We start from the raw sequence: 20796 nt of genomic DNA on the forward strand, positions 1-20796 counted from the left end.
ATAAAAAGGCCGTAACAATTAGTTACGGCCTTTTGTTTTTTTATGCAAGGACTCAGGTTTACCAAGCTTCTTCAATCCTAATACGTCTCCCATTTTCGTACGACGCTATAAATGCATCTCTAAAACCTATTCTCAAAAGTTCTTTTCTAAAGCGTTGTGCTTCATTTAAGTTGTCGAAATTACCTATAGAATACTTATAGAATTCATCCTCCTCAAATTCTTTTAGATTCATAAAGGATTCAGAATAGGTAGACACCATGCGCTCTTCAAAGGCTCCAACCTGAACAGCATACACCAATTCATCTTCTATGGAAGCACGAGAATCCTCCTCTGAAAAATCATTAGAGGCTAACAAGGTGTTATCTCCTTCTCCATAGCCATTAAGTTGTGTTTCTAATGAATCAATTTTAACGGTTTCATACATTTTAAATCCATCATCCTGAAGGGCACTTTCATTTATTAAAATAGCAGGACTGGCAAAGTATGTAGTAACACCAATAAGTAAAAGAAGCAGAAATACTGAGGATAACCCGATAAAAATATTGCGTTGGTCTTTTAGCGTCTCTGTTTTACTTCGCTCTCTGTAAAAATTTTTTTCAAATTGCTTAAGTTCTTGTTTACTTTGATCTATCTGCTCATGCATAGCAACTAGATCTTTTTCATCTATAAATGGCATAACTGTAGGTTATTGAGGTTAATAGGTTTGCAATATAATAATTTTTAATTATTATACAGGATTCAACATACATTATGTTAAAAAAAAACACTAATATAACTATTTGATTTGCTGTTTTTTAAACCCCTGTCAGTCGTTTCCAAAGGGCAAACATTGCGGTTCCAAAATCCTCTACTTTAGGTTTAAAATCTCGCATATTAAGCCTGTTCTTTTCTATATAAAGCTGTAAACTAAATACAGTTTCATAACCCTTTTTTGTTTTCATCAATGGATAGCGCAAGTCATTATACAAATATTCATTATCTGAAGCCCTCTCAACACTGTAATACTGCTTACTAAACCATGCTAATCTTTTTATGTCCCGAAATCCTGTTTTAGAAAGGGCACGTGTCTTCGAAATTTTTTGCCATTCCGAAAAACGAGGCTTAGCATCTAATAAAGAATAGAATGCCATTTGATATTCCGTTTCAGTTTCTGCAATACCATACCACAAAATATTATTTAATAAAGTAGGCTGCGTACTATACCGCGTGTACACTATGTTGTTTTCTGCGAGTGATTTTTCAAAAACAGAATCTATATAAACTTTATTTATAAGAGTAAATAACAAATAGACAGAACTGATACTGATTGCCATGCGAAGCCAACGGCTTCGTTTTTGAGAGCTTCTTTTAAAAAACATTAAAACCAACATACCAATTAAAAAAGGTAGGGTATACAATGGATCTACAACGGCAATACTATTAAATGCTACGCGATAATTCGAGAAAGGAGCAAACAATTGCGTACCATACGGGGTAAAACAATCTAAAATAGGATGAGTAAATAAGGACCAAAAAAACAACAAAATCCACTCTTTCTGTGTGGTCGTCTTTATTCGTTTGCCGAAATTATATAATTTAAAAACCAACCAGCCACAAAGAAATGCCCCTAAAACCGAAAATAAGATAGAATGCATAAAGCCACGATGAAAAAGCATGGCATCTATTTTATTTCCATATAAAAGATTCCCGATGAAAACATCTAAATCCGGAATAGTACCGCCTAGAGCCCCAAAAAGTAATGCTTTATTTCCTATTTTCTTTCCTAAAACCGCTTCTCCACAAGCAGCTCCAAGTACAATTTGAGTAAGTGAATCCATATAAATAGCTAATTTACAGTAAGGAATTGAATTTGCATAGCTTATTGTAATATCGTAACATTACAACTCTTAAAAAACGAACCGAAATGCAAGACGATAACCTTTCAAAAATTGATATCGAAGACCAAAAAATAATAGATAATAAAGAGCTTAATATATGGGAAGCTTTAATTCCTGTCATTATCTTAATGGGCTTATTAGCTTATAATATCTTTTTTGTTGATGGCCAAGAATGGTTTGGTACTTATACCAATCAAATCATTTTACTTATGGGAGGTGGAGTTGCACTGATTGATGGGTTTTTAAATAAAGTTTCTTTGCAGGTGATGCTCAAAGAGGTTTGGGAAAATTTAAGAAGTGTTTTTGTTCCCATAATGATTCTTTTTTTAGTGGGCGCCTTAGCAGGAACCTGGTTGGTTAGTGGTATCATACCCGCAATGGTATACTACGGCCTTCAAGTATTAAATCCTTCTATATTTTTACCTGCTTCGGTTATTATCGCAGCCATTATTTCAATCGCTACAGGTAGTTCATGGACCACTTCTGCCACCGTAGGTATTGCTTTAATAGGTATTGGAAGTGCTTTAGGAATTCCCGCAGGAATGATTGCTGGTGCCGTGATTTCCGGCGCCTATTTTGGAGATAAAATGTCTCCATTGAGCGACACTACAAACCTTGCTCCTGCCATGGCTGGAACCGATTTATTTACGCACATACGTTACATGACGATTACAACGGTACCAACTATTATCATCACTTTAATCGCTTTTACTTTTATGAGTATGACCGTAGATACCACTGGAAGTGCGGATATAAGTGGGCTTTTAGCAACTATAGATTCGACTTTTAATATTTCACCTTGGTTATTCACGGTACCTGCAGTGGTTGTCGCCCTAATCTTATTTAAAACAAAACCCCTAATAGCTCTAGCAACAGGAGTCATTACGGCTGCTATTTTTGCCTTTATTTTTCAGCCAAATATTTTAGACGGTATTGCCGATTCAAAATTAGGCGCCATCACTAACGCTGTTTTAACAGATACCAGTATCATTACAGATAATGAAAAGCTTAACGATTTATTTAGTTCAGGAGGCATGAATGGCATGCTTTGGACTATTTTTCTTATTTGTTGTGCGATGGTTTTTGGTGGTGTTATGGATGCTATTGGTGCCTTAGCAAGAATTACTAAAGAACTATTAAAATTAGCAACCACCGTTTTTGGCTTGTTTGCAAGTACCGTAATCAGTTGTTTGGGATTGAATGTTATTGCTTCAGATCAATATTTAGCCTTAGTTATTCCTGGAAAAATGTTTAAAAAGGCCTATGAAGATCGTGGTTTAGCTCCGGAAAATTTAAGTCGTACACTAGAAGACTCAGGCACAGTAACCTCTGTGTTAATTCCTTGGAATACCTGTGGGGCCTACCAAAGTGGTGTTTTAGGCGTTGGCGTTAGCGAGTATTTTGTTTATGCAATCTTCAATTGGTTAAGTCCTTTTACCACCTTGTTTTTTGCCGCACTTAATATTAAAATAAAACAGCTTAAAGCTAAATAACTGTAGGTTAAAGCTTTAAATCCTAACTATAATCAAAACTTATAGCCTAATAAAATTTTAAAATTTTATTAGGCTTATTTTTTTAACTACTGCTGTACTTTTGTCTACTGAAAAAACAATTAATTATAAAATTTAAAAAAATGGCAATAGTAGGAAAACAGTTTCCAAACTTAAGTGTGGATGCAATGAACGAAATGGGTGACACCTTTAAATTAAACGTTCTTGAGGAAGCAAAAAAAAATAAGAAAAAAGTATTATTATTCGCGTACCCGAAAGATTTTACTTTTGTTTGCCCAACAGAATTACATGCATTTGAAGCTGCTAAAGCAGAATTTGAAAAAAGAAACACCATCGTCATTGGAGCTTCTTGCGATACGCCTGAAGTACACTTTGCATGGTTAAATACTCCAAAAGATAATGGTGGTATTGAAGGTGTTACCTACCCCATTTTAGCAGATTCTAACCGTAACTTAGCGTCTACACTTGGTATTTTAGATATTAGTAATGAAACGTATAACGAGGAAACAGGCGTAGTGACTGTTGAAGGCGACAATGTTACCTATAGAGCCACTTATGTTATCGATGAAGAGGGAACTGTACAACACGAAGGGGTAAATAATATGCCCATTGGTAGAAATGTAAACGAATTTTTACGCATTATCGATGCTTTAACCCACGTTCAAGAAAAAGGAGAAGTGTGTCCTGCAAATTGGGAAGAAGGAAAAGATGCTATGAGTGCAAACAGATTAGGGACTGCTGAGTATTTAGCAAACCACGTAAACTAATTAAGCATGATTCAAGAATTAAGTCAAGACAACTTATCTGAAATTATTGCGACTAACGATACTGTGGTAGTACAATATTCTGCAAGTTGGTGTGGTAACTGTCGTATTATGAAACCAAAAGTTAAGAAATTAGCTGGAGCGTTAAATAATATAACCTTTGTTATTGCTGACGCCGAAAAATTTCCGAATCGAGACAATTGGCAACAGTAGATAATTTACCAACTTTTGCAACTTTTAAAGATGGAAAATTTGTAAATCAAACACAGACAAACAAATTTGACGTTTTAAAAGCATTAGTTGATGAAGTCGCATAACAAAAATATTTTCGCATTATCGAAAATGAAAAATATAGGTATCGATGAAATTACCAGTAATTAAACATTTAACACAATTTATTGAAGACAATGATGAAGATTTTATTGTTGAGACTATAGAAACTTTGGAAGCTTTAACAGAAATTCCTTCGTTAAAAGATGAAGAACTTGACGTTATTGGTGAACTCATTTCTAATATGTATGGCGCCATTGAGGTGAATAAAATGATTAAAAGCGGGACCTCAAAAAAAGAGGCTTTAAATGGTTTTATGACACGAGTATTAGGCGCTATTGACAAATAAAAATAGAACTTAGCGTAATTAAAAAAGCCACTTCAAAATGAAGTGGCTTTTTTTTATTTCTCTAACAGGTTAAAAAACCCGGAGTGTTTTGTTTATCTATTATCATTTATTTTAAATCAAAACGATCTAAATTCATCACTTTATCCCAAGCAGAGACAAAATCTTTAACAAACTTTTCTTTAGCATCATGGGCACCATAAACTTCACAAACAGCTCTTAATTCGCTATTTGAACCGAAAATTAAGTCTGCTCTAGTTCCGAGAAAATGTCATAGCACCTGTTTTACGATTTCTTCCAATAAATTCCTTTTCTTCGGTATTCGCTGCTTTCCATGTGATTGATAAATCAAGGACGTTTATAAAAAAGTCATTCGTTAGACTTCCAATAGTCTCTGTAAACACACCGTGTCTAGAACCGTCGTAATTCGCTCCCAAAACACGCAGTCCACCTAACAACACGGTCATTTCCGGCACCGATAAGGTTAATAAATTGGCTCGATCTATTAATAAATCTTCTGCGGCAATATCCAAGTCGGTTTGTATGTAATTTCTAAACCCGTCAGCCAAAGGCTCTAAATAACCAAAAGATTCGATGTCTGTTTGCTCTTGTGAAGCATCACCCCTACCTTGTGTAAAAGGAACCTTAACAGAATAACCTGCCTTTCTTGCAGCTTCTTCCACAGCCGTTACGCCTCCTAAAACAATTAGGTCTGCCATCGAAATAGTTCCTGAAAAGTCTTTTTGAATCCCCTCTAGGATATTTAAAACGCGATTTAATTCATCGGGGTTGTTAACCTTCCAACTCCTCTGTGGCTCTAAACGTAAGCGGCCGCCGTTGGCTCCACCACGTTTGTCTGAACCTCTATAGGTTGAAGCAGAAGCCCAAGCGGTCGTCACTAATTGAGATACCGTTAAACCCGAATTTAATATCATGTTTTTTAATGACTCTATATCACCATCACTTAAATGATAGCTAACTTTAGGAATGGGGTCTTGCCAAAGTAATTCTTCTTTGGGCACTTCAGGACCTAAATAACGATCCTTAGGTCCCATATCTCGATGCGTTAATTTATACCAAGCACGCGAGAAAGCCTCTTCAAACGCTTTATGATCTTTGTGGAAGCGCTGAGAAATTTTTAAATACTCGGGGTCTGTTTTTAAGGCAATATCTGCGGTGGTCATCATTAAAGCTTGTTTTCCATTAGGATCACCCGCTTTAGGTGCCATTCTAGCATTGGAAGCCGCTGTTGGTGTCCATTGGTGCGCACCAGCAGGGCTTTTTGTAAGTTCCCAATCGTAATTTAACAAAACATCAAAATAATCATGATCCCATTGGGTGGGGTTGGGTGTCCATGCCCCCTCGATACCACTAGTAATAACATCATCTAAAACCCCTGTACCAAATGAATTTTTCCAACCCATACCCATCTGTTCAATAGATGCGCCATGTGGCTCGGCCCCACATACTCGTTTGGATCTGCTGCTCCATGTGCTTTACCAAACGTGTGTCCTCCAGCGACAAGCGCTACGGTTTCTTCATCATTCATAGCCATACGCCCAAAAGTTTCTCTAACATTTTGTGCTGAGCCCATCGGGTCCGGATGACCATTTGGTCCTTCAGGGTTAACATAAATCCATCCCATCATGACTGCAGCAAGTGGATTTTCTAGTTCTCCATTTTCATAGCGTTCTTCATTTGCTCCCCATTGGGTCTCACTGCCCCAATAAATATCTTGCTCTGGTTCCCAAGCGTCTTCTCGCCCTCCAGCATATCCAAAAGTTTTAAGGCCCATAGATTCTATCGCACAATTTCCTGCAAGAATCATTAAATCTGCCCACGAAATTTTGTTTCCATATTTTTGCTTTATTGGCCATAATAATAACCGGGCTTTATCTAAATTACCATTATCTCGGCCAGCTATTTACAGGTGCAAAACGCTGGTTTCCTGATCCAGCACCTCCTCTTCCATCCCCTATTCTATAGGTTCCAGCACTATGCCACGCCATACGAATCATAAACCCTCCATAATGCCCATAATCTGCAGGCCACCAATCCTGAGAATCAGTCATTAAATTAAGTACATCTTGTTTAAGCGCTCTAAAATCTAAACTATTAAAGGCTTCAGCATAATCAAAATCATCACCCATTGGGTTAGAGTTGGGAGCATTTTGACGTAAAATATTTAATTTTAATTCATTAGGCCACCAATCGCGATTTTTCACGCCTCCTCCAGCCGTTCTTTTTTGGGTTCCTAAAAAAGGACACTTACTCGCTGCTGAATCGTTAATTTCAAATGTTTCGGTATTTTTATTATCCATGATGTAACGCTATTTTATAGTTTTCTTAAATTTAATGATTTAATTGATTATAATAAAATTAAAAAATTGATAGTTCTTATTTTCCAATAACTATAAACTATTATAAGGCGTTAAAATAACATTGGAGACTATGATTCTAGATTTAATAAAAAAAGCCACCCCAATGGGAGTGGCTTTTTTTAAAATTAAAGAGACTGTCCTTAGACATCTTAAGATTTTGGTAATAGTACCGCATCAATGACATGAATCACACCATTCGATTGGTTAACATCTGCAATAGTCACTTTTGCTGAGTTTCCATTTTCATCAGAAATATAAAGGTCTTCACCTTTTAACCAAGCCGTTATCATTCCTCCACTTACAGTTGTTATTTCTGCTTTTCCTTTACCTTTTTTAACCCGCTTTAAAAGCGCTTTTGCATTCCATTTTCCTGAAACCACATGATAGGTTAATACCGTTTGTAATGTTTTTTTGTTTTCTCGGCTTTAATAATGTTTCAACGGTACCATCTCGGTAATTTCGCAAAGGCATCATTTGTTGGCGCAAAAACAGTAAAAGGTCCTTCGCTAGCTAATACATCAACGAGCTCTGCGGCTTTTACAGCAGCTACTAAAGTGGTATGATCTTTCGAATTAACGGCATTTTCAACGATGTTTTTACTAGGGTACATAGCGGCCCCACCAACCATTACGGTTGTCTCGTTCATCATTTTGTCTTGAGAAAAACCACTAAGCGAAGCAAAAATGGCCATAGTAAAGAAAGTTGATTTAATTAATTTTGATGTTTTCATAATTTTGATTTTTAAACTGTTATTTTATTGTTTCAGTTACATAAACGTAGTTTGCCTCCTGCCGGTTTTCTCTTCATTTGAGCTTTAACATTATATTAACGCCATTGAATCACTTAACTATTTATATGCCATATTGTTATGTTAAAATCAAAAAAGTAAAAAAAGAGGAAACAAATAGTTTAAAGCTCTAATTATTCTTAATTTTATATTTTTAAAAACATAAAACTATGGCAAAAATAACGTTAGGAGGAACACCTGTTGAAACCTCAGGACAGCTTCCGGAAATAGGTGAAAAGGCACCCGAATTCCATTTAACTACAACCGATTTATCCACTCAAAAATTATCAGATTTAAAAGGCCATAAAGTCGTTTTGAATATTTTTCCAAGTGTAGATACGGGCACCTGTGCGCAATCTGTTCGTGAGTTTAATAAAAAAGCAGGAAAGATGAACAACACCAAAGTGTTATGTATCTCGAGAGATTTACCCTTTGCACAAGCGCGTTTTTGTGGCGCAGAAGGTTTAGAACATGTTTTAATGCTGTCTGATTTTAAAACAGGCGATTTTGGTAAAGCTTATGGTTTAGAGTTCACAGATGGTCCTTTTGAAGGGTTACATTCTCGCTGCGTTCTTGTATTAGATGAAAATGGTATTGTTACATACACACAACAAGTAAAAGAAGTTGGAGATGAACCAAACTATGAAGCATCCTTAGATGCTTTATTAGGTGAATAAATAACTCGACATTCAATAAATCACAACCTGTCACGTTTAAACACATGACAGGTTTATTTATATATATATGAAAAAAAAGACTCTTTCTTAGTCAACAGAATTAAAAGCGTGGGTTATGCCTTTAAAGGGGCTTATTTGTTAATCACAACGGAAGCCAGCTTAAAAGTGCAATTCGTTTTAGGTATTATAATGACTTTGGCTGGATTATACTTTGGATTATCCTCAATAGAATGGTGTATTCAAACTTTAGTTATAGCCCTTATCATGGCTATAGAAGGTATTAATACTGCTGTTGAAGAAATGGCAGATTTTATTCATCCTGAGTATCACCCAAAAATTGGACTTATAAAAGATTTGGCAGCAGGGGCCGTATTTATTGTGGCCATTGCAGCAATCGCTATAGGCTTTATCATTTATATTCCTAAGATATTTTAAACACCATAACTAATTAGGTTAAACGGTAGTAATTTGTATTTTTGTTTCATTCTAAACATTGATAATGGCGAAAGCGAAAAAGACAACTAAAAGAAAGTCGGCACCCAAATTAAAAAAACCCGATTTTAAATTATCAAGTCAACAAAAACTTATTTTTGGGAGCTTATTAGTACTCTGTGGCGTGATGCTTTTTATTGCATTGCTCTCTTATCTATTTACTGGTAAAGCAGACCAAAGCTTATTAAGTGCATTCCCCTCACGTACTTCTGAAACACAAAATTGGGCAAAATCACTTGGTAATTGGTTAGGCGATTTTTTAATTTATAAAGGTTTTGGAGTCGCTTCATTTATTTTTTCTCGGATTGATATTTTTATCGGGAATCTATATTTTGTTGGATTTAAAAAAAGGAAAACTGGCACAACATTGGATTTGGGGTACTATAATCGTCATTTGGTTGTCTGTATTATTGGCTTTTGCAGCACCTTTAAGTGATTATCTAAGTGGCACCATTGGCTTTGAACTCAACAGCTATTTACAGGATTATGTTGGAAAAGTAGGGATTATATTATTACTAATTTTCGTGTTAATAACTTATCCGGCCATTCGGTTTAAATTTACACCTGAACGTATTGGCGCTTTGTTTAGAAGTGCAAAAAAAGAAATAAAAACAGAATTTAAACAAGCTTCAGAAGATGTTTTTGTTCCTATTGACAATGCATTAACTGATGAAGCCGAAGCTATAAAAGCAGCTTTCGAAAACAAATCAGAAACTCTTGACCCTACCATTTCTAAGCCCTCCAAAATGGATCAAACGGAGACTCTAAAAACGGAATCAACTTCTGCAGCCTTAGAAATCGAAATTCCAAAAGAAGAAGAGGAAGAGCATCTTGACATAGAAGTTGAAAAAATAATTGAAGAAAAGTCTGAAACAGATAACCTTTCTGATAAATTAGTAGCAGATTTTGGTGAATTTGACCCCACTTTAGAACTCAGTAATTACCAATTTCCGCCTTTAGATTTATTGAAAAAATACGACAATGAGGGCGTTACTATAAATCAAGAAGAACTTGAAGAAAATAAGAATCGAATTGTAGAAACCCTAAATAATTATAAAATTGGTATTGCAAGTATTAAAGCAACTATTGGCCCTACCGTAACCTTATATGAAATTGTACCCGATGCTGGCATTCGAATTTCTAAAATAAAAAACTTAGAAGACGATATTGCATTGTCCTTGTCTGCTTTAGGTATTCGAATTATTGCTCCAATTCCAGGTAAAGGAACCATTGGTATAGAAGTGCCTAATAAAAACGCAACGGTTGTTTCTATGCGATCGGTTATTGCTTCTCAAAAATTTCAAAAAACAGATATGCACTTACCAATCGCGATTGGTAAAACCATTAGTAATGAAACTTTAGTCATCGATTTAGCAAAAATGCCTCACCTATTAATGGCTGGTGCCACAGGACAAGGAAAATCGGTAGGTTTAAATGCCGTACTAACCTCTCTATTATACAAAAAGCACCCTGCTGAAGTGAAGTTTGTTTTAGTTGATCCTAAAAAAGTAGAATTGACGCTATTTAATAAAATTGAGCGCCATTATTTAGCCAAATTACCTGGGGAAGCTGAGGCCATTATAACTGACAATACCAAAGTAATTAACACCCTTAACTCACTGTGTATTGAAATGGATAACCGATACGAAATGCTTAAAAATGCGTTGTGTCGTAATATTGTAGAATATAACAAAAAATTTAAAGACCGTAAGTTAAACCCTAATGATGGCCATGCTTACTTACCCTATATTGTTTTAGTTGTAGATGAGTTTGCCGATTTAATTATGACTGCAGGCAAAGAGGTTGAAACTCCTGTTGCGCGTTTAGCACAATTGGCTCGTGCCATTGGTATTCATTTAATAATTGCGACACAACGGCCTTCTGTAAATGTTATTACAGGTATTATTAAAGCCAATTTCCCAGCGAGAATTGCCTTTAGAGTCTCGAGTAAAATCGATTCACGTACAATTTTAGATGCTGGTGGAGCCGATCAACTTATTGGTCGTGGCGACATGCTGTATACCCAAGGCAACGATATGATACGAATACAATGTGCTTTTGTTGACACACCCGAAGTTGAAAGAATAGTCGATTTTATTGGCGCGCAAAAGGCTTATCCCGATGCTTATTTACTTCCTGAATATGAAGGTGAAGAAGGTGGCACGAGTCTTGATATAGATATATCTGAAAGAGATAAACTGTTTAAAGATGCTGCCGAAATTATAGTTACAGCACAACAAGGCTCTGCTTCTTTATTGCAACGTAAACTTAAATTAGGTTATAACCGTGCAGGTCGTATTATTGATCAATTAGAAGCCGCTGGTATTGTTGGCGGATTTGAAGGCAGCAAAGCAAGACAAGTTTTAATTACAGATTTAGTAGCTCTTGATCAATTATTAGAAAACGAAGGTCAATAAATTATTAAAATAACTTAAAATTTCTACGCTATACGCTAGTAGAAATAGCAAATTAACATTTACCATGAAAAAATTATTACTTTTATTATTCATCACTAGCAGCACGCTTTTTGCTCAAAGTGACTCTAAAGCAAAAACACTTTTGTCTGAAGTTTCAACAAAAGTTAAAAGTTATGACAACATTGCTATCGATTTTAAATATGTTTTAGAAAACACTGCGGAAAAAATTAAGCAAGAAACCGGAGGTGACGTCACCATGAAAGGCGATAAATACCATTTAAACATTTTAGGCGCGACTAGAATTTTTGACGGTAAAAAACTATATACGATAAGTCCGAGATGATGAAGAGGTAACCATTTCTACAGAAAACAGTGATACTAACACCATTACACCAAGTAAAATGTTGTCTTTTTATGAAGATGGTTTTTCTTACAAAATGGATATTATTCAAAATATAAAAGGACGTCAAATTCAATACGTTAAATTAACCCCTATAGATTCAAATTCAACCATTAAATATATCCTTTTGGGCATAGATGCCCAAACCAAGCATATTTACAATTTGATAGAAATTGGTGATAATGGTACCAAAACGACTTTAACTGTTAATTCTTTTAAAACAAACGAAACTATCTCGAAAACCTTGTTTACTTTTGACGAGAGTAAATTTAAAGATTATTACATCAATAAACTAGACTAGATCTCTTAGTGAAAATACTGGATAGATACATATTAAAGTCTTATCTTAAAACTTTTATCAGCGTGTTTTTTATTCTCATGCTGATTTTTGTATTACAGGCGATTTGGCTATATATTAAAGAATTAGCTGGAAAAGACTTAGATATTTCTACAGTTTTGAAATTCTTATTCTACATTACGCCTACTCTAATTCCTCTAATTTTACCGCTCACCATCTTGTTAGCTTCAATCATGGTATTTGGTGATTTTGCCGAAAATTATGAGTTTGCTGCTATGAAATCAACTGGTATTTCGTTACAAAGGGCTATGGCTGGATTGAGTGTTTTTATTGTATTACTAGCGATAACCACTTTCTTCTTTACTAATAATGTGATTCCCAAGGCGGAATACGAAAGTTACAATTTACGTAAGAACATTGCTAAAGTAAAGCCGCAACAATTTATTGCAAAAGGCCAATTCAATCAACTCGGTGACAATTTCAATATTAAGGTGGAAGACAAATATGGTCCCGAGGGAAGACTATTAAAGGGAGTTGTTATCCATAAAGGTCAAACTAAAATATCAGGAAACCATACTGTAATCGTTGCGAAGACAGGGAAATTAGCAAGTGCCGAAGACTCTGAAATCATAAAATTAATTCTCTATGATGGTCATTATTATGATGACACCCCGCCAAGTAAACCTGCAGAAAGAAAAAAGAATCCCTTTGTAAAAAGCGTATTCAAAGAGTATACTATAAATTTAGACTTGTCTCAATTAAACCCTGTCGATTTAGATGACAAGAGCACAGATAATAAATATTCCATGCTATCTATTGCAGAATTAGATAATAAAACAGATTCATTAATAACAGAGCGTCGAAATACGTATGAGCAGTTTGGCGAGACACTATATAATCGCTCTAATATAGGGACGTTAAACCTAACGGTTGACTCACGAAAAGACACCCTGTACTCGGGTAACATTCTTGATCTCTTTAACACTAGGCGTCAAGTTCAATTGCTCGATTATGCTATTAATGCCACCGCTAGTACAAAACAAATTATTGTTGCTAAAGAAGATAATGTTAAAGCGAAAACCATCTGGTTAAATAAACATATTATCGCTATGCATGAAAAATTCGCATTGGCTATTGCTTGTATTATATTATTTTTTGTTGGCGCCCCTCTTGGTGCTTTAATTAGAAAAGGAGGCTTGGGCTTGCCTATGGTGATCGCCATTGTTTTATTTTTAAGTTATCATTTTATTGGGATTTTTGCTAAAAATAGTGCTAAAGATGGCTCTTTTAATCCGGCGTTAGCTACTTGGTTCTCCACATTGATTATGCTCCCTTTAAGTATCTTCCTTACCCGAAGAGCGACCGCAGATCGTGGTCTTTTTGAGTTTGATCATATTACAGAACCTCTTAAAAAATTATTTAAAACCCCGGAAAAACTTAATGCTAAAGGTAAAAAAATACAAACTGTAGAAGATTACGATACCATTAGAAGAGTTGAACAATCAAGAGATTATAGGAACTTAAGGAAAGCATATAAAATATTTCTAAATTATTTTATAATAAAAAATATAGACTATGAAACAATAAGCGATTCAATGCATAAGCTTATTGAAACAATGGATATAACTAGCATTGGAATCAATATACAAAAAGGAGAACCAACAACCTATTTGATTGATTTTGATGATAAAATAAAGTCCGAAATCGTGACCACTTTTATTGAAAATTTAAAAAAAGATTGCAAACAACCATTAGACATCGTTTCTAATGAGAACATTACTATTGAAATAACTTCTCATGATTTCTATCATGCTTTTGATCTTATTAAGCATCCTGTTTTTAACGACATAACAGCTAACAAAAGCCTTATTAACGATTAAAATACGCGTTTAACAGGTATCACTACTTTTTTGTTTTTAACTATTTCATTTTTTTTCATAACCATTCCGTCACTTCGCATAGATTGTATTGATAGAGATAGCAGCATACTTAGCGTTATTCTAATGAAGTAATCCAAATGGGTTATAAAAACCATTGTAGTGCCTTTATACATCTTTTTATCTATTCCAAAATCAAAAAATCAAATGTGTATTCAGCCCGAAAATCGTAAATAAGCAATATCTTTGCGCTGTATTTAAAAAAAATTTAAATGATTACTAACACCAAATCAAAAGTGCCTTTTAAATTAAACACCATACAAGAAGCAATCGACGATATTAAAGCTGGAAAAGTAATAATTGTTGTAGATGATGAAGATAGAGAAAATGAAGGTGATTTCTTAGCCGCTGCAGAATTAGTAACACCAGTAAATGATTAATTTTATGGCCACTCATGGTCGAGGGTTAATTTGTGCACCTTTAACCGAAAATCATTGTAAAGATTTAGGTCTTCATATGATGGTTACGAATAACACAGATCCATTAGAAACTGCTTTTACTGTATCGGTAGACTTAAAAGGTAGCGGCGTTACCACAGGAATATCTGCTAGTGATCGTGCATTAACCATACAAGCCTTAGTTAATAAAGACACAAAACCCTTTGATCTTGCAAGACCAGGTCATATTTTTCCTTTGGTAGCAAAAGAAGGCGGTGTGTTGCGTAGAACAGGCCATACAGAAGCAGCCATAGATTTTGCACGTTTAGCAGGCTTAGAACCCGCTGGTGTGATTGTAGAAATCATGAACGAAGACGGTACCATGGCGCGATTACCACAATTGATTGAAGTCGCTAAGAAATTCGATTTAAAATTGGTTTCGATTGAAGATTTGGTAGCCTATAGGATGGATCACGACTCTCTAATTGAAAAGAAAGAGGATTTTAATATAGAAACGCGTTTTGGAAGTTTTAGATTAAGAGCCTACCAACAAACCACTAATAATCAGGTGCATATTGCCTTAACGAAAGGAAGCTGGGCTACTAACGAACCCGTATTAACTAGAGTGAATTCTACCTTAGTCAATAATGATATTTTAGGAACGCTAACGAATAATGCGGATGAGAAATTAGATGATATGTTTCGTGTCGTTACCAAAGCCTCTAAAGGCGCCATACTCTTTATAAACCAACAATCGCAATCCTTAAATTTATTAAAACGACTTAGCCTTTTAAAAGACAAGCAAGTGGAAGGACAAATTGTAAAAGCACCAGCTATTGCAATGGATACTAAAGACTTCGGCATTGGTGCACAAATTCTTCACGATTTAAATATCCACAAACTAAAATTAATTTCTAACTCACAACAAACCAAGCGTGTTGGTATGATTGGTTATGGTTTAGAGATTGTTGAATATGTGACTTATTAATAAGTACCTAGAGTACAATCATTAAACCACTTATTGGTGGTGTCTAATTTACGTACGCATTGAAAAGTACGCGTATGGCCCTAATGGGCTGTAATAATAAAGGGCTACCATCATTATTCTATTAAAATGATGGCAGCTTTTGAAAATTAAAGACTTTCGTTTAAAGCGCTGCTTTTATCGCTGCTACCATGTGAGCAGCACGACTATGCACCTCTTCTTCTGTCCACGACAATTTAATAAGACAGGAGATATTACGCCCTATATAATGATCACTTTGCTCAAAAGAAGCTGTGTTTAATGTATTCAACGCTTGTTTAATTTCAGCAGACAATGGAAATAGTGATTTGGCTGTTTTTAAATGCTCCCATTCACGAACATAATGCCAGCTATTGTCGTAATAGTGCCAACAAGCATCTACTCCATTAGTCTTAAAAGCTTCAATTGTTTTTCTTGCACTCTCTAGATCGGGCAAAAAGAAGTTTAAAAAAGCATAACTTTCCTCTCCACCCTCGGGAACCGTTCTAAAGGTCACTTCAGGAATTGTAGACAATGCCGCTCTTAATATGGTATGGTTTTTTTTCTGAATCGCAATAAATTCAGATAAACGCTTAATCTGAGCTAACCCCACAGCCGCATGCAGCTCTGAAATTCTAAAATTGTAACCTAAAAATGGATGTGTTTCTGCCCCTCTATCATTGCCGACATGATCATGACCGTGGTCACTATAATGATCTGCATTTAAATAGTATTTTTCATTATTTGTAATTACAGCACCGCCCTCACCACATGTTATTGTTTTTACAAAATCGAAAGAAAAACAACCTAAATCACCAACACTTCCTAAGGGCTTCCCCTTATAGGTGCCTCCTATGGCTTGACAGGCATCTTCAATTAATACTAAATTATGAGTATCACAAACCACTTGTAACTCGCTCATATTTGCCATACTCCCACACATTTGCACGACCATAACGGCTTTAGTTTTTTCAGTCACTGCAGCTTCAACAGCACGTGCATCTAAACCGAGTGTGTCATCGATATCCACTAACACTGGAATAGCGCCTAACATCAATATAGCTTCAAAACTGGCAACAAAAGTAAATGTTGGCATGATCACCTCATCTCCAGCCCCTACCCCTGCACTTGCTAAAGCGACAGATACAGCTGCCGTTCCGCTAGATACTAATTGGGCATGCTTAGACTCCAAAGTTTTTTGTAGTTCGACCTCTAAAGACTTCGCTTTCCAGTGTCCATTTCGCATGCCATCAAAACCGTAACGCATCAAAACTCCATTGTCTAATACATCTTGTAATTCCTTTCGTTCTTCCGTTCCAAAGCGTTCAAATCCTGGCATAATTGTGTTTTAAATTGACCGCAAAATTAGCGGAAATTCCTCAATAAAAAAAGCCTCTAAACTAAGTTTAAAGGCCTAATAAAATAAAATATATCTAGATTACTGATTTTCAATAATGCTATCTATAAAGGTAAAATGTCTACCTGTTTCACGTAAAAAGGTATAGCCGAGATAGCTCTCCTATGACCTGCAGTTTTTTATTAAGTGCTACAATATTGGGATACCCCCCGTTTGGGTTGTATTTTTTTATTAAAATTATATTTTTCGCTTTTTGTTCGGGAGTAATAATGTCTGATCGTCTTGGCATGTCTATCTCTAATAACACAAAATTTTCAGATTTAACTATAAATGCGTCTGAATTGAAAAAATCGGTTTTTAAGGATTTGCATGGCCCACACCAATCACTACCAGTAAAATACATTAAAATGGGCTTGTTGGAAATTTGTGACTCCTTTGCCGCTTGATCAAAATCTGTTAACCAATTGAGCTTTGAATAGTCTTCCTCCTGAGAAAAACTGAGCGTCCCCATACACAAAGCTAAAAGTATAAATAGTTTTTTCATTCCTTGTTTCCTTTAAACGTTAGATCCCTTAAAAAACACAAAGTAACAAAAATCCTGCCAAGACACTGTATTACAACACAATAACACTATCCTTTAACTCTTTACGTACCTTTCCTAATTTAGACATAAAGTCATCTTGGTCTCTATACCCCACAGGCATCACTAATACAGACTGTAGCCCTTTTTCTTTTAAGTGTAAAATGGAATCATAATCTTTTGATGAAAATCCTTCCATGGGACAGGCATCAATGCGTTCTAAGGCACAAACTGTTAATAGATTCCCCATCGCTAAATAAGCCTGTTTTGTTGCCCACTGCTCTATTCTTTCTTTAGGACTATTTTTAAAATCTTCAATTAAAAAATCTTTAAAAGGATCGATTATAGCATCCGGAGTGTCTCTTATGGTTTTAATGCGCTGAAAATAATTTTCAATATATGCCGTATCGACAACCCTTTCAATACAATAAATAAAAACATGAGACGCCTGTGCTACTTGCTCTTGATTCATAGAATGCTCGACCAATTGCTTTTGAAGTGCTTTATTTTGTAGTACTACTAACTTAATAGGCTGTAAGCCATATGAGGTCGCTGTTAAATTAAAAGCTTCCATGAGAATATTAAGTTTCTCTTCGGAAATTATTTTGGTCGCATCAAAGGTTTTGGTAGCATAGCGCCAGCGTAGTGCGTCAATTGCATTCATAAATTCGTGGTATAACTTTTTGCAAAAATAGGGTTACATTCGTATATATAATGATAAAGAGTGATAAATTAAAATGATACTATTATAGTTATGAGTACTACCGAAGAATTAATCAATGCTTCCGAAACAAGAATATTTAAAGCTATATTCCCAAATACAACCAACCATTACAACACCCTATTTGGGGGAACGGCCTTACACATGATGGACGAGGCTTCTTTTATTTGCGCCACGCGCTTTAGCCGAAAAAAAGTAGTGACCATATCTACAGATAAAATAGATTTCGAAAGGCCTATTCCTGAAGGGTCCATTGTTGAACTCATCGCCGGAATTTCTAAAGTGGGAACCACCAGTTGTACTGTTAAAGTCGATATTTTTATGGAAAACATGTATAGTTATAAGCGAGAATTAACCGTCACCGGTTTCTTTAAGTTCGTGGCTATCAACGATGAAATGAAACCCATCCCTATTCTAGATTAAAAATTTATAAAAAATCTTATTTTTTATTTGATAAGAATGAAAAAGGACACTATATTTGCAGCCGCATTCAGGCAAATAGCTTGATAAGGCACTCAAGGAGAAATGGCAGAGTGGTCGAATGCGGCAGTCTTGAAAACTGTTGAGGGTCACACCTCCGGGGGTTCGAATCCCTCTTTCTCCGCTAGGAATGAATCAAATTCCACCAAAACCCTATAAACATTATGTTTATGGGGTTTTTTAATTACCTCCTATATCAAACAAAACCATATAATATTAAATAAAAGGAGCTTGATTCGGTGCTTAAAATTACAAACAAAAATAAGCACCGAATCATCTGTTAATAATTGATAATCAAACAGTTGATTGTTTTTTTATTAATATTTTTTTGTATCTTTAAGAGAAATATAAAACAAGCACCTATGCAAACTACATTTTCTGTATTGTTTTACCCAAAAGGAAGTAATATTGATAAAAAAGGTATGACTCCCATCTATTTGAGGATTACGGTAAACGGCAAGCGCAGTGAATTTAGCATCAAACGAAAAGTACTATTGACTAAATGGAACTCTGAAGCAGGAAAGGTTCGCGGGACTACCGCTGATGTTCGTGAGCTTAATAGATATATGGATGCTATTAAAGTCAAGGTACATAAGATCCAAGAAACCCTTTCGAAAAATAAAGGATTGATTACCTCCGAAATTATCAAGAACATCTATCTAGGTAAAAATATAAAGCACAAAATGCTATTAGAAATCTTCCAAGCTCACAACGATAAAATTGAAAGACTTGTAGGTAAAGAATTTGCTCCTGGCACCATAGAACGCTACAAAACTGCAAAAAAGCACGTTTCAGATTACATCAACCTAGAATATCGCATAGCCGATATTCCTGTAAAAGATGTTGATCATAAATTCATTTCAGGATTAGAATACTACCTTAAAACAAAGCGCAAATGCGCTCACAACACAGCTATTAAATACGTCACTAACTTCAAAAAAATAATTCGCATTGCATTTGCCAATGATTGGATAACCAAAGACCCTTTTATAAATTGGAAAGCAAAACTCAAAATCGTAGATCGAGAATTTCTAACTCAGGAAGAAATTCAAAAGATGGTTGAGAAGGAACTTCATGCAGAGCGTTTAGATCAGGTGAAAGATATCTTTATATTTTCTTGCTTTACAGGATTAGCCTATGCAGATGTTAAAAAGCTTTCTAGAAATGATATAGTGATAGGTATAGATGGTGATAAATGGATTAAAATAAAGCGCTCAAAAACTGAAACACGAAGTAGCATTCCATTATTACCTACTGCTCTTGATATTTTGGATAAATATAATGACTATTATTAAGTAAGAGTACCTTAAAACATTCTTGAAGTTCAATTGTTTTTTTATCCCAATTATCAAAAACCAACCTTGCTGCATCCTTTGAATTTTGAATTTTATATGCTTTACTAGCACTAATTTTTTCTTGATAACTTACTTTTATTTCACTAACTTGTGTTCTCATTTTAATTGTCTTTTAAAGGATTTTTAATAATGAAAAAGAGGGCGCATCTTTCCACAGGAACGCCCTCTTTGTCTTTTTAGCTATTCAGTAGAATTTTCTTCGCCCTTTATACCAAGCAATAAAATTTCGTTAGCTACCACTTCGGTAACATATCTTTTTTCTCCTGCTTCTATTTCATAGCTTCGTGAAGTCAATTTACCTTCAATAGCGACTTCTTTTCCTTTGTCCACGTATTTATCTACGATTTCGGCAATTTTACCCCAGGCTACAATATTATGCCATTGTGTATTTTGTACTTTTTCTCCGTTTGAGTTTTTATAAAACTCATTGGTAGCGATTGAAAAATTAGCAACTTTTTTACCGCTTTCTAGGGTCTTGATTTCAGGCGCATTTCCCACGTTCCCGATTAACTGTACTTTGTTTTTTAGAGTGATCATAATTAAAAGATTTAAAGATTAATATTTATTTGAATTATTGATTTACTTATTATATCCGGAGCGTTTTCCTTTTGTTGTTTTTTTAACTTTTGTTCCGCTTCCTTTTTGAGGATTTTGTAAGATCTCATAAGATTCATTTTAGATTTACTTCCCATAGAGCCGTTGCTGTTACCTTTTTTTGTTGCTTGGTGCTTTCGATATTCAGCTTTGTTTAGACATATAAAAAGTG

15 protein-coding genes, 1 tRNA gene and 6 pseudogenes are annotated in these 20796 nt (G+C 35.1%); 13 read left to right on the forward strand and 9 right to left on the reverse strand.

Annotation, left to right across the window (positions count from 1 at the left end):
• Nucleotides 1-58: 58 nt before the first annotated feature.
• Together N7U66_RS03135 and N7U66_RS03140 are read right to left on the reverse strand one after the other, a co-directional pair.
• Nucleotides 59-676 (reverse strand): SPOR domain-containing protein, encoded by a 618-nt coding sequence (locus N7U66_RS03135; protein ID WP_267677284.1) that lies wholly within the window; start codon nucleotides 674-676, stop codon nucleotides 59-61.
• A gap of 118 nt (nucleotides 677-794) precedes the next feature.
• Complete coding sequence (locus N7U66_RS03140) at nucleotides 795-1817, reverse strand: metal-dependent hydrolase (protein ID WP_267677285.1); 1023 nt, start codon at nucleotides 1815-1817, stop codon at nucleotides 795-797.
• Between the two features lie 86 nt (nucleotides 1818-1903).
• Here N7U66_RS03140 and nhaC point away from each other — a divergent pair, with 86 nt between their 5' ends.
• The 4 genes and pseudogenes from nhaC (at nucleotide 1904) to N7U66_RS03160 (ending at nucleotide 4771) form a co-directional block, all read left to right on the forward strand.
• Nucleotides 1904-3370, forward strand: coding sequence for a Na+/H+ antiporter NhaC (nhaC, locus tag N7U66_RS03145; RefSeq protein ID WP_267677286.1), 1467 nt, complete (start codon nucleotides 1904-1906; stop codon nucleotides 3368-3370).
• Between the two features lie 140 nt (nucleotides 3371-3510).
• Nucleotides 3511-4155: a peroxiredoxin gene (locus N7U66_RS03150; protein WP_267677287.1), complete on the forward strand. Its 645-nt coding sequence runs from the start codon at nucleotides 3511-3513 to the stop codon at nucleotides 4153-4155.
• A 6-nt stretch (nucleotides 4156-4161) separates the two neighbouring features.
• Nucleotides 4162-4469 (forward strand): annotated as a pseudogene (locus N7U66_RS03155) (thioredoxin family protein).
• Nucleotides 4470-4513: 44 nt separating this feature from the next.
• On the forward strand, nucleotides 4514-4771 hold the full coding sequence (locus N7U66_RS03160) for a DUF6952 family protein (RefSeq protein ID WP_267677288.1): 258 nt from the start codon (nucleotides 4514-4516) through the stop codon (nucleotides 4769-4771).
• A gap of 106 nt (nucleotides 4772-4877) precedes the next feature.
• Here N7U66_RS03160 and katG read toward each other — a convergent pair.
• Nucleotides 4878-7089: pseudogene (katG, locus tag N7U66_RS03165) on the reverse strand (catalase/peroxidase HPI).
• Between the two features lie 209 nt (nucleotides 7090-7298).
• A pseudogene (locus tag N7U66_RS03170) lies at nucleotides 7299-7879 on the reverse strand (fasciclin domain-containing protein).
• A gap of 227 nt (nucleotides 7880-8106) precedes the next feature.
• On the opposite strand from N7U66_RS03170, the gene tpx reads away from it, so the two are divergent.
• The 6 genes and pseudogenes from tpx (at nucleotide 8107) to ribB (ending at nucleotide 15522) form a co-directional block, all read left to right on the forward strand.
• The gene (gene tpx, locus N7U66_RS03175; RefSeq protein WP_267677289.1) at nucleotides 8107-8613 is read left to right on the forward strand and encodes a thiol peroxidase; all 507 of its coding nucleotides are present in this window, start codon (nucleotides 8107-8109) and stop codon (nucleotides 8611-8613) included.
• Between the two features lie 108 nt (nucleotides 8614-8721).
• Nucleotides 8722-9048 (forward strand): diacylglycerol kinase family protein, encoded by a 327-nt coding sequence (locus N7U66_RS03180; protein ID WP_267677290.1) that lies wholly within the window; start codon nucleotides 8722-8724, stop codon nucleotides 9046-9048.
• 64 nt (nucleotides 9049-9112) lie between these two features.
• A pseudogene (locus N7U66_RS03185) lies at nucleotides 9113-11522 on the forward strand (DNA translocase FtsK 4TM domain-containing protein).
• Nucleotides 11523-11586: 64 nt separating this feature from the next.
• Nucleotides 11587-12223 (forward strand): annotated as a pseudogene (locus N7U66_RS03190) (LolA family protein).
• A gap of 62 nt (nucleotides 12224-12285) precedes the next feature.
• Nucleotides 12286-14100 (forward strand): LptF/LptG family permease, encoded by a 1815-nt coding sequence (locus N7U66_RS03195; protein ID WP_390886619.1) that lies wholly within the window; start codon nucleotides 12286-12288, stop codon nucleotides 14098-14100.
• A 269-nt stretch (nucleotides 14101-14369) separates the two neighbouring features.
• Nucleotides 14370-15522, forward strand: a pseudogene (gene ribB / locus N7U66_RS03200) (3,4-dihydroxy-2-butanone-4-phosphate synthase).
• Between the two features lie 160 nt (nucleotides 15523-15682).
• Here the strand turns inward: ribB and N7U66_RS03205 are convergent.
• The 3 genes from N7U66_RS03205 to N7U66_RS03215 form a co-directional block, all read right to left on the reverse strand.
• On the reverse strand, nucleotides 15683-16876 hold the full coding sequence (locus N7U66_RS03205) for a DegT/DnrJ/EryC1/StrS family aminotransferase (protein ID WP_267677292.1): 1194 nt from the start codon (nucleotides 16874-16876) through the stop codon (nucleotides 15683-15685).
• A 148-nt stretch (nucleotides 16877-17024) separates the two neighbouring features.
• Nucleotides 17025-17438 carry a thioredoxin family protein gene (locus tag N7U66_RS03210; protein ID WP_267677293.1) on the reverse strand — a complete coding sequence of 138 codons (414 nt, stop codon included), beginning with the start codon at nucleotides 17436-17438 and terminating at the stop codon, nucleotides 17025-17027.
• 70 nt (nucleotides 17439-17508) lie between these two features.
• Nucleotides 17509-18138, reverse strand: coding sequence for an NAD(P)H-dependent oxidoreductase (locus N7U66_RS03215; protein ID WP_267677294.1), 630 nt, complete (start codon nucleotides 18136-18138; stop codon nucleotides 17509-17511).
• A 90-nt stretch (nucleotides 18139-18228) separates the two neighbouring features.
• Here N7U66_RS03215 and N7U66_RS03220 point away from each other — a divergent pair, with 90 nt between their 5' ends.
• The 3 genes from N7U66_RS03220 (at nucleotide 18229) to N7U66_RS03230 (ending at nucleotide 19970) form a co-directional block, all read left to right on the forward strand.
• Nucleotides 18229-18618, forward strand: coding sequence for an acyl-CoA thioesterase (locus N7U66_RS03220; RefSeq protein ID WP_267677295.1), 390 nt, complete (start codon nucleotides 18229-18231; stop codon nucleotides 18616-18618).
• Nucleotides 18619-18714: 96 nt separating this feature from the next.
• Nucleotides 18715-18799, forward strand: a tRNA-Ser gene (locus N7U66_RS03225).
• A 238-nt stretch (nucleotides 18800-19037) separates the two neighbouring features.
• Entirely contained in the window at nucleotides 19038-19970 is a 933-nt protein-coding gene (locus N7U66_RS03230; protein WP_267677296.1) for a site-specific integrase, read from the forward strand.
• Here N7U66_RS03230 and N7U66_RS03235 read toward each other — a convergent pair.
• Together N7U66_RS03235 and N7U66_RS03240 are read right to left on the reverse strand one after the other, a co-directional pair.
• Nucleotides 19927-20130 carry a hypothetical protein gene (locus tag N7U66_RS03235; RefSeq protein WP_267677297.1) on the reverse strand — a complete coding sequence of 68 codons (204 nt, stop codon included), beginning with the start codon at nucleotides 20128-20130 and terminating at the stop codon, nucleotides 19927-19929. The two genes, N7U66_RS03230 and N7U66_RS03235, sit on opposite strands and share 44 nt — an antisense overlap.
• 80 nt (nucleotides 20131-20210) lie before the next feature.
• Entirely contained in the window at nucleotides 20211-20567 is a 357-nt protein-coding gene (locus N7U66_RS03240; RefSeq protein WP_267677298.1) for a single-stranded DNA-binding protein, read from the reverse strand.
• Between the last annotated feature and the right edge of the window lie 229 nt (nucleotides 20568-20796).

Origin of the sequence: Lacinutrix neustonica, from assembly GCF_026625145.1 — a bacterium.
Classification (GTDB): Bacteria; Bacteroidota; Bacteroidia; order Flavobacteriales; family Flavobacteriaceae; genus Lacinutrix; species Lacinutrix neustonica.

What these genes read in the sequence shown, in the direction of transcription:
- N7U66_RS03220 (WP_267677295.1), top strand. Translation starts at nt 18,229, where the DNA reads ATGAGTACTACCGAAGAATTAATCAATGCTTCCGAAACAAGAATATTT.
- N7U66_RS03150 (WP_267677287.1), top strand. Translation starts at nt 3,511, where the DNA reads ATGGCAATAGTAGGAAAACAGTTTCCAAACTTAAGTGTGGATGCAATG.
- N7U66_RS03160 (WP_267677288.1), top strand. Translation starts at nt 4,514, where the DNA reads ATGAAATTACCAGTAATTAAACATTTAACACAATTTATTGAAGACAAT.
- N7U66_RS03140 (WP_267677285.1), bottom strand. Translation starts at nt 1,817, where the DNA reads ATGGATTCACTTACTCAAATTGTACTTGGAGCTGCTTGTGGAGAAGCG.
- N7U66_RS03135 (WP_267677284.1), bottom strand. Translation starts at nt 676, where the DNA reads ATGCCATTTATAGATGAAAAAGATCTAGTTGCTATGCATGAGCAGATA.
- N7U66_RS03240 (WP_267677298.1), bottom strand. Translation starts at nt 20,567, where the DNA reads ATGATCACTCTAAAAAACAAAGTACAGTTAATCGGGAACGTGGGAAAT.
- nhaC (WP_267677286.1), top strand. Translation starts at nt 1,904, where the DNA reads ATGCAAGACGATAACCTTTCAAAAATTGATATCGAAGACCAAAAAATA.
- N7U66_RS03215 (WP_267677294.1), bottom strand. Translation starts at nt 18,138, where the DNA reads ATGAATGCAATTGACGCACTACGCTGGCGCTATGCTACCAAAACCTTT.
- N7U66_RS03230 (WP_267677296.1), top strand. Translation starts at nt 19,038, where the DNA reads ATGCAAACTACATTTTCTGTATTGTTTTACCCAAAAGGAAGTAATATT.
- N7U66_RS03235 (WP_267677297.1), bottom strand. Translation starts at nt 20,130, where the DNA reads ATGAGAACACAAGTTAGTGAAATAAAAGTAAGTTATCAAGAAAAAATT.
- N7U66_RS03210 (WP_267677293.1), bottom strand. Translation starts at nt 17,438, where the DNA reads ATGAAAAAACTATTTATACTTTTAGCTTTGTGTATGGGGACGCTCAGT.
- N7U66_RS03205 (WP_267677292.1), bottom strand. Translation starts at nt 16,876, where the DNA reads ATGCCAGGATTTGAACGCTTTGGAACGGAAGAACGAAAGGAATTACAA.
- tpx (WP_267677289.1), top strand. Translation starts at nt 8,107, where the DNA reads ATGGCAAAAATAACGTTAGGAGGAACACCTGTTGAAACCTCAGGACAG.